Origin of the sequence: Bacillus sp. AFS041924 (assembly GCF_002577195.1) — a bacterium.
Taxonomy (GTDB): Bacteria; Bacillota; Bacilli; order Bacillales; family Bacillaceae_G; genus Gottfriedia.
This window is the reverse complement of sequence record NZ_NULG01000016.1, coordinates 89,402-102,734: the sequence shown is the minus strand read 5'-3', so window position 1 is coordinate 102,734 and position 13,333 is coordinate 89,402. Positions and strand designations below refer to the sequence as shown.

The following is a 13,333-nucleotide window of genomic DNA, read 5'->3' as shown; positions in this document are numbered from 1 at the left end:
CAACAAACTCATGCTTTGAGTTCCTAAAGGTTGTCCAATTTGACAATCTTTAGTTCAAAAGTCAACATGTTAATTAAACTGAGCCAAATTATTAAATGCTTCTAGTTTCTTACTGCTTGTATTAATCTGAATAATTGCTTAGTTGTTGATCTTAAATTATCGTAAGTAACTTTCGGGTCCATAGCTTCCTCAAGTGTCAGTGGAGCATTTACGATTGAAAAATAAGAAGTAATTCCGTGTTGATTTAATAATGCCGTATCTTCATTAATACCACCGGCCAGCGCAATAACAGGTACTCCGTGTTTTTTGGCAAGTTGAGCTAATCCAAGTGGTGCTTTCCCCATAAATGTTTGTCCATCCATTTTTCCTTCACCAGTAATAACGAAATCCATCCCCTGTATATGTTTTTCCATTTCAGTTATTTCCAAAATTAGTTTAATCCCTGACTGGAGATTAGCATTTAAAAAGCCAACGAACGCAGCTCCAAGCCCTCCAGCTGCTCCAGCACCTGGAATATGTTGAATATCCTTACCAATATCTTGTTGAACGATTTGGGCAAAATTTTCAAGTCCTTCATCGAGCTGCTTTAGCATCACAGTATCTGCCCCTTTTTGTCGTCCAAAAATGTTGGCTGCACCATTTGGTCCATATAAAGGATTGTTTACATCACAAGCAACTTTAAATATGCAGCTTTCTAATTCTGGTAATGCGTTGGTTCTATTGATTTTTTTGATTGTTTGTAATCCTTGTCCACCCAATTCAACTTCATTGTTAAACTCATTTAAAAAGCTAAACCCCAGAGCTTGAAGCATTCCTACACCTGCATCATTTGTAGAACTTCCACCTAGTCCGATCACAAATTCACGACACCCTTGAAGTATTGCATCATTAATAAGCTCCCCCACTCCATACGTAGTCGTAACTAATGGATTACGCTGTTCTAAAGGAACAAGAGGTAGACCACACGCTGCCGATACTTCTATGACAGCCGTTTTGTTATCTCCTAAAATACCATATACCGCATCAATTTTTTCTTTTAACGGACCAATTACTTCTTTTTTAATAAGTTGTCCTCCTATACCTTGAACTAATGCTTCTACTGTACCTTCCCCACCATCTGCTAAGGAAAATGTGTTAATCTCCGCATCAAGATAGACATCCCTTATTCCCTCAGAAATTGCTTTATTACCATCTATAGAAGAAATACTCCCTTTAAACGAATCGATTGCTACTAAAACTTTCATCTGTTTACCTCCGTAGTAGAATCTGTACTCGCAATTATTTCACTATCTAACTTAATAAAGTTAATGTTCTTTCCGGTTACTTCTTTAGATGCATCTACGATCATTTGTGCTAATGAATGTTAATTTGAAAAAGTATCTCTCATCATTAATTATATTCATTCAAATGAATTATCAGTTTACCTATTTTATTATTTTCAATTAACACTTAGACAGGCTATACCGCTGACTCACACTTGATTTGTATATGAATAAAGAAACGGCAAAAAGAATTCACCGTTTCAAAATTACTTATTTTTTGATTAACTCTGTCGTTTTATTATCATCTGTCCAATTCTGAATTCCGTCGTCTTCGTCCAACTCGATAATTACGTCAGTTACGCCCTTTTCTTGCATTATTTTTTCTTCTAAACGGTCTTTTATATCATCAGCTTGAGCTACTGTTAAATTTGGATCAAGCTCAATCTCCAACTCAACATGTAAATCTTCCCCTTCTTTCACAACCGTAAGAACCTGAATATCTTTTACATCTGGATCTTCCATTACCATCTCACCAATCTTATCTTCCATTTCTTCATCAGATTCTCCAATAACTCCAGCAGCATTATCAAGAAATACTTTCCCAACAACAAAGAACATTAGAAGACCAATAATAACAGAAGCAATTCCTTCAGCTTGGTGTAATGGCGTAAAGTAAGCAATAAGTACTGCAACCATTGCTAACAATCCACCAAGCGTAGCAACTGTATCTTCTAAGAAAACTAATTTCGTAGCTGGCTTCGCTTTCCCTAAATTCGAAATCGCTTCAGTAACTACTCCAAAACCACTTGTTTGTATACCAAGTTCATGACTAATTTCTTTCATTGCCTTGAAAAGTACATATGATTCAAGTACCACAGAAGCTCCCAAAATAACTAGGGTAATAGCTAAACCTGAAGAATGCGTTGGATTTGTGATATGATGTATCCCTTCGACGATCGTTTCATACGCCATAATCCCTACTATTAATACAGCTCCAAGCAAAACTAAATTAACTAGTCGACCAAATCCATTTGGAAACCGATCCGTTGGTGCCTTTTTACTTAAAGCTGAACCACTAAATACAAAAATTTGATTGGCAGTATCGGCTGCACTATGCATCATCTCTGCAAAAAGAGCAACACTTCCTGTCATACTAAAACCAATCCCTTTTATTACCGCTATTACCGCATTAACAATAGCTGCTAATAATGCAGATTTATTCCCTTTTTTTAAAAGCTTTAAAAATTCTACCATTCCTATAATCCTCTTCTCTCGAACTTTTATATTATGTAGTTTGTCATTTCTTATAATTTTCATCAATACACACTTAATTTATTGAAAAATAAAAACTGACTTATATTTCTTCTTATATAAAATTTACCATAAATATCCAGTTTATTAATGATAAATTATCATTTTTAATTACGCTTCTTAAATTTTTTAATAAATGAGTAATTCGCCTAGTTTAGAATAATAGAATGCAACTGTATAATGTTATTGGAAAATTACCTCTGCAAAAAAACAAAAAATAGGAGTCTAATTTATGAAAAATAAGAAACTTTTTTTACCACTTTTTCTATTATTAGTTGTTGTAATATCTATTCTAATCTATCAGCGCCAAACAGATGCGAATACTAATTCAACTACTCGCCCGTACACGTATGAAACGAATCTTAATAAACATAAGATAAAAGTAAAAATCGGACATTCCAAGCAGTTCTCTAAAGATGAACTAAATGCAGCAGTTGAAACAGTAAAGAAAGAATTCAAAGATTTTAAAGGATGTACACTGACGGATATCTGGTATTCCGAAAAAGAATCACTTTCAACGACCAAAGATTATATGCAATATGGTCGGGGCATGGAAAATGGTATAAAAGAAAAAAATGTACTTGTTTTATTTTCTACATTTAAAGTCGATTCTGCTGGGGGAGATGGAAGTTGGGAGCCAAATTCCACTCAGTCTGATTTCAGTTGGACTCTGATTAGAGATAGTAAAAAGGGAAAATGGAGAGTTGATGATACAGGATATAATTAATGCTATAATTTCATGATCCTCTTCGGCGGGTCTTTTTTATTATTTGCTGTGCAATCTTAATAAATTACTTTTGTTATGGTTATTACACAAATTAAACCTATGTTATAGTTAAATATGAATTCATACCCCCTATTCAAAGAAGGTGCTTTTGTTGTACTTTATTCAATTAATTTTATCTATTCTTGGTTTTATAGGTTTATTATTTACAAATTATTGGTTGATTAAAAACTTTAATAAAACAGAAGATTCAAATGAGTATAATGAATATCCATTAATTAAGAGAGTTGGATTAATTTTTGGTTCCTTCTTATTAACTATTGTATTTGGTTATGTATCTATTATTTCAATTCTTGATTTACCTGAAGTCCTTTCTAACAATCCCGAAAAATATGAAGGTAATTGTGAGATAGAAATAACTCATGGAAAGGGTGGAGGTTTAGATGCCTTATTTGATGATAAAATTATTGAATTTCCAACACATTTTTATAGTAATGCAGAAGAAGGTAATTATTACTGTAAAGTAAGTTACTTTAAACACTCTGAAGAAGGAAAGTCATTAAAGTTATATATGCATAAAGGTGGTAAAGAGATAGATACCAAATAATACATTTTTAATTTGATAAGAATGATTTAAACAGGAATCCTTATCAAACTTCCATGGGAGTACGATATAAACTTCCATTCACTGTTGTGAATCTGAGGATTCATGGATGGCTAACGCATGCATATGTTACATAAAACTTTGGAGCTGATTATAAACTCCCATTTATTTCTGGCAGGATAATACCATAAGGATTATCTAAATTTTTTTTGAAAAAGGTTAAAAATCCCCCAAATTACAGACGTCGTTATGAGTTACTTTAATACCAAAGTTTAAAGGAGTCAGAACAATGATTGAAGAGTTATATAGCAAATATCAAAGTTCTAATTTAATCATTAGAAAACATACATTAAACGAAATAAGCTCAATTTTAATACAAAAATTTCAAGCTGTTGATATAGATAAGATGGATTATCAGGTATTGAAGAATGACCCTCATATTTATTTTGATGATATTTGTGCAGGTTATAGAATTACAGGGGATATTATTACAAAGTTACAAATGGACGATGAAAAAGAGCTTACTGACATGATATTTAATAATATCCTAAATGATGATGATCTAAGTGATGCGGACAAACAAAAAGAGTATGATTATTTAAAAACAGTATTAATATTTTTACAATCTAAAGATTTACAGTATCCAATGGATGATTCTTATTCAGTAGTTACTGGATGTGTTCCATCTGTGGTACTTCATTATATTATGATGATTCTTGAGGGACATGTAATATCCCCAGATAAACATGACATACATAACTATGAATTCCAAGCATATTTAAAAGCTTTAAACGTATTAGGATACTTTGGCTAGATGATGTTCACGATTAAGAACTAACGCATTCTTTAGTTAAATATCTTGATTTGGTAGGAGCTCGTTTTTATTCAACAAAATGGCAAAATAGTTGTATAAGATTGGTGAGGGAATAGGAAAAATCACATTAGAAATTCTAATAAGATTATTGTTAAAATTTAATTAAAATAGCTAATTCTACAAATTTTATTAGATTAGGGGATATGTAATTGAAAGAAAAGAAGAATTATAAAATAGTATTAGGCATAATAATTTATTTATGTTCCTTTGTAGTCATCTTTCCTATGAGTACACCAATTTTTTTCATTATTGGTGAACTTCTTTATGCTAACGACATTTCTTCATCAACAAGGGAAATAATATTTTATGGCAATTTAATATTTATTAGTATTTTAGGTTCTATATTGTTGATTATGATGTTTAGAGGGTTAATTTTTAATAAGAATAATAAAATAACTTGGTCAATATTTATAGCACATTTATTTTTAATACCATTCAGCTCAACTTTTTAATTCTTTTTTTAAACTTGTTTATTATTAGCTAAATTTTAATTTAAAAATAAACATTTTCTTTAAAAAACCATAAAAAAAAGAATCACAATTGTGACTCCTAGAATGTAAAACTATTTAAAAGTTTTATTGGCTTTGCAAAATTTTCTCTATTCGTCGATCTGGTAATAACCACATAATTGCGACGAAAACAAATATGATTTGAGCGAGTAAAGGCCATTTCAATGAAGTGCAAACTGCAAAAGAATAACAAATGACTGAAAATTTTCCTTTCCAGTCTTTACCTATAGCCCGTTTTAGCTTAGAGTTTTTCCCCTCCACTCGGATGATGATCCCCTGTAAGATAAAGTAAGCTATTGCAGCCATTAAAAGTACTACTCCATAAAGCATTGTAGGGTACGATTCATAATGGTTTTCTCCCATCCAACCCGAAGCAAAAGGTATTAAAGATAACCAGAAAAGCAAATGAAGATTTGCCCACATGATTGGTCCTGTTACCTTTTGTAAAGCGTGTATCATATGATGGTGATTATTCCAGTAAATGCCTACATAAATGAAACTAAGTACGTAACTAAGAAAAGTCGGAAAGATCTTTAATAAGTCTTGTAAGTTAGGACTATGAGGTATTTTAATTTCTAGCACCATAATTGTAATAATTATAGCAAGTACTCCATCACTAAAAGCTTCCAGCCGATTTTTATTCATTTTTAACATCCTATTTGATTTTGTCTTTTTATTTTATTTTTCCATATTTTCCATTTAAAGGCAATTTCTATTTATTACGAAAGAACAAGGACTTCAAACATTTCTTCATTTTTTAAGGAAATTACTTAGTTAACTCATACTTCACTTATTATGAAACAATAAATATCATAAAAAAAGATGATTCCTGTTCAATACAGAAATCATCTTACTCTTTTATTAAATACCTTTAAGAGTGCTCCGGTTTACTTTTTTTCTTATTTATACAATAAATACTTCTCACGAGTTTTCATAAATTTCTTCAATTCTGGTTGCCACTTTTTCTCGATTTCATCTACTGAAATGCCATTCAATAGATCTTGGCGGACTGACTCGATACCAATATGTAATTCGAAGTTATTACCGTTAATAAATTGGAAATCGTTTGGATACATATCGTGAATAGTTTTTATCATGACAAGTCCTGTTTTTACTGAATTAAACTTTTCTCGGTCTGTCACATGAATTTGCACACCGTTGATAAAAAGATTCATATGCTTAGAGAATGTCGGACTAAATGAAGTGGCACGGAAAGTCACTCCTGGTAAGTTTTGGTTATTTAACGCATTTGCCAGTTTTGTACCATCAATATACGGTGCGCCAATTAGTTCGAACGGACGAGTTGTACCGCGACCTTCTGATAAATTAGTGCTTTCAAATAATCCTGCACCTGGATACACAACTGCAGTATCAAGCGTTGGCATATTTGGTGATGGCATAATGAATTGAAGTGGTGTGTCGTCATAATACATATCCCGCTTCCAGCCTTTCATTTTTACAACTGTAAGATCAGCTCCTATACGGAATTCTGTATTGAATAAATTTGCAAGTTCACCTACTGTCATACCGTGACGTAACGGTATAGCATATTTTCCAATGAATGATGAATATTTGGATGCATCAAGTACTGGACCCTCTACCTGTGTACCACCAATCGGGTTAGGACGATCTAACACAATAACCTTCTTGCCGTTTTCTTTAGCAGCTTCTAATAAGTATGCCATTGTGTAAATATAAGTGTAGAATCGCGTACCAACGTCTTGAATGTCAAACACCAACACATCTACATCCTTTAACATCTCTGGCGTCGGCTTTTGCGTTTTTCCGTAAAGGCTATATACAGGCAATCCCGTTTCGCTATCTGTGTAAAAATCTACATAAGCACCAGCTTGTGCGTCACCACGTACTCCATGTTCCGGTCCGTATAATGCAGTTAATTTAAAATCAGAATCATGTGCAAATAAGTCTACAATACTATGTAAATCTTTATCTACGCCTGTTGGATTTGTTACAAGCCCCACTCGTTTCCCTTTGATTAAGTCTTTTTGTTCATGTAGTAATACATCAACACCAAGCTCAAACTTCTTTCCATGTTCTTTCTGGTTGTGTGGCTGTTTAGCCGAAGTTACAGTTAAACAAGAAAATACTAGGACGCTGGTTAGCGCGAGTGTAAACCACTTTTTCATCATTAAGCACTCCTTCACTTTACAAATTTGATACGTTGTCCATTGGTAAGCGATTACGTTGAGTGTATATATAGTTAATGCTTCATTTCGAAATACTTACTAGTTAGATAAATGCAAAATTTATTATTTTATTTTATCAATGCCTCATACACAGCAGTTGCCACTGATTTGTATTGCCCTGTCAAAAAGTCATCACCTTCAAATTTGTTCGGATTTGTTACTGGGTCAATTACAGGTGAATGTTTTTTATTCGTCAATAAAACGATTCCTAAATTATTTTCCGGATCAATAATTGTGAGAGTGCCAACCCAACCAGTATGTCCAATCGCATTTGGACTTGCATACAACCCAAATGTAGACGACATACTAGGTGATCCATTTCTTCTCCATCCTAAACCATATGTTGGATTTAATTCGGAAGGTGCCGAAAACTGGTCAACTGTCTTTTGATCAAATAGTTTCACTTTGCCATATCCTCCGCCGTTTAGCATTACTTGCAACAGAACAGCTAAATCGCTTGTCGTTGAGAAAAGACCTGCGTGACCTGACACGCCCCCCATAGAATAGTAAGCTTTCTCGTCATGAACTTCTCCCAGTATGGTATTTGTACGAATATTAGGGAAAGAGATGACACCGTCACGAGTATTCCCCATTAACTCAGTTGCTGCGAAATCTTTCGGTTTGAATCCTTTTTGCAAAGGATTGAACATTGTGTGTTTCAGACCTAAAGGCTTATAAATTGTATTTTCAACATAGTCGTCAAGTTGTTGACCAGTTACTTTCTCGATAATGAATCCTAGAATCATATAATCTACGTCACTATAAATGTTTTTCGTACCAGGTATGTATTCCAACGGCGTTTCGGCGATTTTTTCAAATGTTTCATTACGATTCTGCGTATATAATGGACCCGCTACAGAAAGATTGTGATATTGTGGATCAGCAGGAAAGCCTGCAGTGTGATGTAAAATATCGATTAAGCGTAATGTATCTTTCCCTTTAATTAGATCAGTGGGTTTATCTTTAAAATTTGGAAAGTATGATTTTACAGTTGAATTCAGGTCTATTTTCCCTAAACTAACAAGATGTTGTAAAGCGAAGTTGACTGCATACATTTTCGTGTTTGACGCCAAATCAAACATTGTATTAGTCTTCATTTTTTTAGGATGTTTCAGTGGTGAAAGCCCATCGTATTTTTTCGCATAACCATAGGCAGTGTTTTTTACGATTTTCCCATCTTTGATAATCATTAGGACTGCGCCAGGAAAACCATTTTCTACGTCTTGCTGGATCAATTTATCTACCAGTTTTAATTTCTCAGATGAAAATCCAACTTCTTCCGGACGATTCGCTTTCTTCAATACAGGAAAGTTTTCACTTTGTTGTTTCATTGCATTCACCTCTGTAGTGCTTGACGTTATCTCTAACTTTGATTGTGCATAGCTGACAGAGCAAGTTGTAGTCACCAAAGCAAGAGATAGTGTTGAATATACAATACTGCGAGTAATTCGAGCCAACTTAAATCTCCTCCTAATAAGATGAATTATTCAAACTTTCACAAGTCTATAGTTGGAAAATTGATATGATTATTGAAAATAAAATTCAAAATTTCCTCGCTATAAATTGAAAGAAAATTCAAATTACTATTAGTATAAATTTAAGGTTTATAGTTTGTAAAGCCTAAACATCCTATAATCATGGAATAAATTTCTAAAGCTCTACCTATTTTTCTTGGGTGTTTAGTTAGTTTTTGGTGATACTTTCAAAAAAATTCCCACTCAATCCACATTTATGAAAAAAATGGATAACCAATTATGGCCATCCATTTTTAGAAAAAAAATTATGCTTCTACAACATCTGTTTGTTGGTAAACTTCTTTTTCAAACTCTCCCGTTGCCTTACTCGTTAAGATACCAGATGTCATTGCTCCACTAACATTTAGAGCTGTACGACCCATGTCAATTAATGGTTCAACTGAGATTAGTAATCCAACGATTGCAATTGGAAGGTTCATAACTGATAGTACGATAAGAGCTGCAAAAGTTGCTCCTCCACCGACACCAGCTACACCGAATGAACTGATTGCTACGATTAAAATTAGAGAGATGATGAATGAAAAATCTGTAGGATCAACTCCAGCTGATGGAGCAACCATTACAGCTAGCATTGCTGGATAAATACCAGCACATCCATTTTGCCCGATTGAAAGTCCAAAGGAACCAGCGAAGTTTGCAACCCCTTCCGAAACACCAAAATCTTTTGTTTGAGTTTTGATTGTCATCGGCAATGTACCAGCACTTGTACGTGATGTAAAAGCAAATGATAGAGTTGGTAATGATTTTTTCACATATCTTACAGGACTTAGTTTTGCAAATGATAATAATAATAAATGCACAATAAACATTAAGATTAATGCCACATAAGATGCTATTACAAACTTACCTAATTTCACGATTGCATCATAATTACTTGTAGCTGCAACCTTTGTCATGATTGCTAAAATTCCATAAGGTGTTAAACGAAGAATTAACGATACAACTCTCATAGTGATTGTGTAAAGTGTATCTATTATTTTTGCAAAAAACTCTGCATGCTCAGGTTCTTTACGTTTTACTCCAAGATAAGCAACTCCTATAATTGCTGCAAAAATTACAACTGCAATTGTTGATGTTGCACGAGCGCCCGTTAAATCTAAAAATGGATTACTCGGGAATAACTCAAGAATTTGATTTGGAATCGTCATAGCGTCTACAGTCGTAACGCGATCCTGTAATTCTGTAATTCTAGCAGTTTCAGCTGCTCCTTCAGTTAACTTTACACCATCAAGGCCAAATCCTAACGCAGAACCAATACCAATTGCTGCTGAAATAGCAGTTGTTCCTAGTAGAATTCCAATAACTAGGAAACTAATTTTCCCGATATTTTTAGTCAGTTTTAATTTTGTAAATGCGCCGACAATCGAAACGAATACTAGTGGCATAACAATCATTTGTAATAGTTTTACATAACCACTACCAACAATGCTAAACCAATCAATTGTTCCAACTGTAACTTCATGTTCAGTTCCATAGATTAAATGAATAATATAACCAAAAATAAGACCTAAACCTAAAGCCGTGAATACACGTTTTGAAAAAGATACATGTTTCTTTTGCATAAAATACAAACCATAAATAAGTACTAATAAAATAACAACATTTACGCAGATAAGAAATGTATTCATTTTTCTCCCCCTTTTCTTTTAATAGTTTAATTTACGAAAATATTAATACAAGTATTCCTATAAATCAAGTAGGAATTAATATTTTTTTGTAAATTTCCTACTTTTTTATCATTAAAATACTATTAATGTAAAAATCTACCTTTTTTCCATTACAAAAGCTTCACCTTGTTCATCAAATGCATTCTTAAAATCAAAAGCAAAAGTTGATGATCCGTTTTGAATATAATAATCATATCTTTTAAAGGCCTCACCCCACGAAACATCGCTCAACTTCTCCGTCCACCATACAACATATGAAATGTGATTCTCCTTATAAGTCTCCATCCATTTACTTCGATCTCTCAACGCTTGCTTATGGTGACCAGAGTAAGTAAATCGATATAAAGATTCTAGGTTTCTCCATACTGTTAGTGTAATAATTGGATCACCATCCCCCTTAGCCGCTTCTTTAGGGAGAGAGATTCCATCAGATGAAAATGCATCAACCATCTGCCCTGATTTCGTTGCCTGACGAAACACATTATTTCCAACACCAAAAAACTCACGGGAGGCGGGATGATCAGCTGCGTGTTTTAGCCTACCAACTGTATAAATTGCAACGAAAGCCATAATTAGTCCTCCATATTAGTTTAATATTAAATTTATATTCAGGTAGTCTTTCATCTATTCAGGGGAGTGATTACTAGAAAATAGGAACATTTTGTGAACTTTGTGCTTTATGTTGTGAATTTGGTTCATAAAGTGATGAGTTTTATGCGTTAAGTTGTGATTTTTGTTCATAAAGCGTGGGTTTTTGTGCGTAATATTGGCAGCAGTGCATTGAGTTTTAGTACCTCTCTTAATGAAAAATACGAACACTTTGTGTACTTTATTGATAAAGCTGTGAACTTCGTTGATAAACAGATGGAACTCGTTGATATATCACTAATTTTCGTTGATAAACGACTGAATCTCGTTGATATACTACTAAAGCTGGTCGATATCGTATTAAATGACCAACGATTTCATAAAAATAGTGAAGCCACTCCCAAAAAATTGGGTAAGTGATACTCCCATTAAAACGAACACTTTTTGAACAATATTGATAAAGTTGTAAACTTCGTTGATATATCGCTTAGACTCGTTGATAAAATACTGCATTTGGTTGATATATGATAAAAACCCGTTGATATCTCGATAAACCTTGTATATGTATACTGCTAAAACTTTAGTATTTGCCCACAATTCTTAATATTAATGTCAGTAAAAGAACTCATTAAATAAAAACAAAGAACCACTTCATATCTTCATTGTGGTTCTTTGCGCTAATGAGTCACTTATTAAATTAAATCGAAATAGGTGGCAATGTATTGCCTGTTTCAAGCAAGCTTTTTAAGTTACTTAAAATTGCAGGCCAGCCGTTATTTAATCCTTCAAATGTATCGTCACGATCTACTAAATCAGTAGGCTCAAGGTTTTCATGTTTCAGCGTTAATCTGACTGTCGCCTCTAATTCTGTCAACATAAATGTAACGATTGATGGTTCTTTACGGTTCGTCGGATCATTTGTGTGATTCCATGTAAATGATAGTAAACGGTTTGGTTCACATTTTAATATCTTTCCATAATCAGTAACCTCTCCATTTCGTAAATAGGAAACGGTAGATCCTACTTTCCAATCTGATTCAATTGCAGTTCCGAAAAAGTACTTTTCAGTAAATTGAGTACTGATTAAAGCTTCCCATAGTTTCTCAGGTGTTGTTGCAATGTATGTAACATAAACAAATTGTGGTTTATTCATCTGTTATGCCCCTCCTCAAGTTCATATTTTAATTCACTCAATGCCTCGAAGCGACTGTGTTCGAACTTATTAATCCATCGCTTTGAAATTTCACTAATAGGTACAGAATTAAGATAATGTAATTTATTTCTCCCGTGCCATTCTACTACAACAAGATTTGCCTCTTCTAGTATCACTAGATGTTTTGTAACTGCTTGTCTACTCATTTCAAGAAGTTGACATAGTTCACTTAATGTTTGGCCGTTATTCATAAAAAGCTCGTCAAGGAGTTTTCTACGACTTGAATCGGCAAGTGCTTTAAAAACCTGATCGATTGCATTCAACCTCCTCATTATTTATATAATAGGCAACTAAATAGTTGCATGTCAAGTGGTCATGAGTTGAACTCAATTATTTTAGTAAACTTTTATTATTAATCCTTGTTTTCGAGCAAGAATTAAAAAGGGGAAATTCTAAATAGAAGAATTTACCCTTTTAATTTGTAAAATGAATATTGTCCTTGTTTCTTTCCTGAGATCTTACTATTTCAACTCTTTTTAAATCTTTTCTAATGTAACACCTTTGTACTTTTTCTTTGATGTTGGCGGATTAATTTCAATTACATTTTCAAGTAAAAAGTTTTCTTGTACAAATGCTAAATCTTTCATATCTACAGTTTTGTCAAAGTATTTTTTAATACTTTAATACCCCATTCTTTATTTGAGTTTTGAGCCAAAGATTTTCTTTTAAAAAAATAAGACAAGAATACAAAGCTTGTATTCTTGTCTTTTATTATTTTTAAGGGAAAGTTTGTATTTGAAAAAAGATGTTCTATTCGATTTACTTTCAAAAAGGGTATTTAATCAATCTCTTTTATATCATAAGCACCCTTTTTGACTTCTTTAAAAGTATTTTATACT

Annotated in this window: 14 protein-coding genes; 4 read left to right on the top strand and 10 right to left on the bottom strand. The window is 33.1% G+C overall.

Annotated features, from left to right (window positions below; genetic code table 11):
- Nucleotides 1–101 precede the first annotated feature (101 nt).
- The 3 genes from COC46_RS05670 to COC46_RS05665 all read right to left on the bottom strand — a co-directional run bounded on the left by COC46_RS05670 (nt 102) and on the right by COC46_RS05665 (nt 2,516).
- The gene (locus COC46_RS05670) at nt 102–1,244 is read right to left on the bottom strand and encodes a glycerate kinase family protein (protein WP_098808772.1); all 1,143 of its coding nucleotides are present in this window, start codon (nt 1,242–1,244) and stop codon (nt 102–104) included.
- A complete protein-coding gene (locus COC46_RS23075; protein WP_141550873.1) occupies nt 1,241–1,348 on the bottom strand; it encodes a hypothetical protein in 108 nt (35 codons plus the stop codon). The genes COC46_RS05670 and COC46_RS23075 overlap by 4 nt, the downstream gene beginning before the upstream one ends.
- 184 nt (nt 1,349–1,532) lie before the next feature.
- Complete coding sequence (locus COC46_RS05665; protein ID WP_098808771.1) at nt 1,533–2,516, bottom strand: cation diffusion facilitator family transporter; 984 nt, start codon at nt 2,514–2,516, stop codon at nt 1,533–1,535.
- Between the two features lie 289 nt (nt 2,517–2,805).
- Here COC46_RS05665 and COC46_RS22445 point away from each other — a divergent pair, with 289 nt between their 5' ends.
- From COC46_RS22445 to COC46_RS05645, 4 genes are all read left to right on the top strand, one after another.
- Nucleotides 2,806–3,300 (top strand): DUF4829 domain-containing protein, encoded by a 495-nt coding sequence (locus COC46_RS22445; RefSeq protein ID WP_218012449.1) that lies wholly within the window; start codon nt 2,806–2,808, stop codon nt 3,298–3,300.
- Nucleotides 3,301–3,451: 151 nt separating this feature from the next.
- Nucleotides 3,452–3,904 carry a hypothetical protein gene (locus COC46_RS05655; protein WP_098808770.1) on the top strand — a complete coding sequence of 151 codons (453 nt, stop codon included), beginning with the start codon at nt 3,452–3,454 and terminating at the stop codon, nt 3,902–3,904.
- 286 nt (nt 3,905–4,190) lie between these two features.
- Nucleotides 4,191–4,715 carry a hypothetical protein gene (locus COC46_RS05650; RefSeq protein WP_098808769.1) on the top strand — a complete coding sequence of 175 codons (525 nt, stop codon included), beginning with the start codon at nt 4,191–4,193 and terminating at the stop codon, nt 4,713–4,715.
- A 209-nt stretch (nt 4,716–4,924) separates the two neighbouring features.
- Nucleotides 4,925–5,227, top strand: coding sequence for a hypothetical protein (locus COC46_RS05645; RefSeq protein ID WP_098808768.1), 303 nt, complete (start codon nt 4,925–4,927; stop codon nt 5,225–5,227).
- A 123-nt stretch (nt 5,228–5,350) separates the two neighbouring features.
- Here COC46_RS05645 and COC46_RS05640 read toward each other — a convergent pair whose 3' ends face one another.
- The 7 genes from COC46_RS05640 to COC46_RS05605 form a co-directional block, all read right to left on the bottom strand.
- Entirely contained in the window at nt 5,351–5,929 is a 579-nt protein-coding gene (locus COC46_RS05640) for a TMEM175 family protein (RefSeq protein WP_098808767.1), read from the bottom strand.
- A gap of 254 nt (nt 5,930–6,183) precedes the next feature.
- Nucleotides 6,184–7,431 carry an exo-beta-N-acetylmuramidase NamZ family protein gene (locus COC46_RS05635; protein WP_098808766.1) on the bottom strand — a complete coding sequence of 416 codons (1,248 nt, stop codon included), beginning with the start codon at nt 7,429–7,431 and terminating at the stop codon, nt 6,184–6,186.
- Nucleotides 7,432–7,559: 128 nt separating this feature from the next.
- Complete coding sequence (gene pbp4b / locus COC46_RS05630) at nt 7,560–8,822, bottom strand: penicillin binding protein PBP4B (RefSeq protein WP_098808834.1); 1,263 nt, start codon at nt 8,820–8,822, stop codon at nt 7,560–7,562.
- A 449-nt stretch (nt 8,823–9,271) separates the two neighbouring features.
- Nucleotides 9,272–10,654, bottom strand: a complete 1,383-nt coding sequence (locus COC46_RS05625) for an L-cystine transporter (protein ID WP_098808765.1) — start codon at nt 10,652–10,654, stop codon at nt 9,272–9,274.
- A 135-nt stretch (nt 10,655–10,789) separates the two neighbouring features.
- Entirely contained in the window at nt 10,790–11,263 is a 474-nt protein-coding gene (locus COC46_RS05620) for a DUF3291 domain-containing protein (RefSeq protein ID WP_098808764.1), read from the bottom strand.
- A 715-nt stretch (nt 11,264–11,978) separates the two neighbouring features.
- Nucleotides 11,979–12,434, bottom strand: a complete 456-nt coding sequence (locus tag COC46_RS05610; RefSeq protein WP_098808762.1) for an SRPBCC family protein — start codon at nt 12,432–12,434, stop codon at nt 11,979–11,981.
- Nucleotides 12,431–12,757 (bottom strand): ArsR/SmtB family transcription factor, encoded by a 327-nt coding sequence (locus COC46_RS05605; protein ID WP_218012448.1) that lies wholly within the window; start codon nt 12,755–12,757, stop codon nt 12,431–12,433. The genes COC46_RS05610 and COC46_RS05605 overlap by 4 nt, the downstream gene beginning before the upstream one ends.
- Nucleotides 12,758–13,333 lie beyond the last annotated feature (576 nt).

Bases quoted from the DNA above. Each gene is read 5' to 3' on its own strand.
- COC46_RS05625 (WP_098808765.1), bottom strand. From the start codon at position 10,654: ATGAATACATTTCTTATCTGCGTAAATGTTGTTATTTTATTAGTACTT.
- COC46_RS05635 (WP_098808766.1), bottom strand. From the start codon at position 7,431: ATGAAAAAGTGGTTTACACTCGCGCTAACCAGCGTCCTAGTATTTTCT.
- COC46_RS05620 (WP_098808764.1), bottom strand. From the start codon at position 11,263: ATGGCTTTCGTTGCAATTTATACAGTTGGTAGGCTAAAACACGCAGCT.
- COC46_RS05610 (WP_098808762.1), bottom strand. From the start codon at position 12,434: ATGAATAAACCACAATTTGTTTATGTTACATACATTGCAACAACACCT.
- COC46_RS23075 (WP_141550873.1), bottom strand. From the start codon at position 1,348: ATGATCGTAGATGCATCTAAAGAAGTAACCGGAAAGAACATTAACTTT.
- COC46_RS05640 (WP_098808767.1), bottom strand. From the start codon at position 5,929: ATGAATAAAAATCGGCTGGAAGCTTTTAGTGATGGAGTACTTGCTATA.
- COC46_RS05670 (WP_098808772.1), bottom strand. From the start codon at position 1,244: ATGAAAGTTTTAGTAGCAATCGATTCGTTTAAAGGGAGTATTTCTTCT.
- pbp4b (WP_098808834.1), bottom strand. From the start codon at position 8,822: ATGAAACAACAAAGTGAAAACTTTCCTGTATTGAAGAAAGCGAATCGT.
- COC46_RS05650 (WP_098808769.1), top strand. From the start codon at position 4,191: ATGATTGAAGAGTTATATAGCAAATATCAAAGTTCTAATTTAATCATT.
- COC46_RS22445 (WP_218012449.1), top strand. From the start codon at position 2,806: ATGAAAAATAAGAAACTTTTTTTACCACTTTTTCTATTATTAGTTGTT.
- COC46_RS05665 (WP_098808771.1), bottom strand. From the start codon at position 2,516: ATGGTAGAATTTTTAAAGCTTTTAAAAAAAGGGAATAAATCTGCATTA.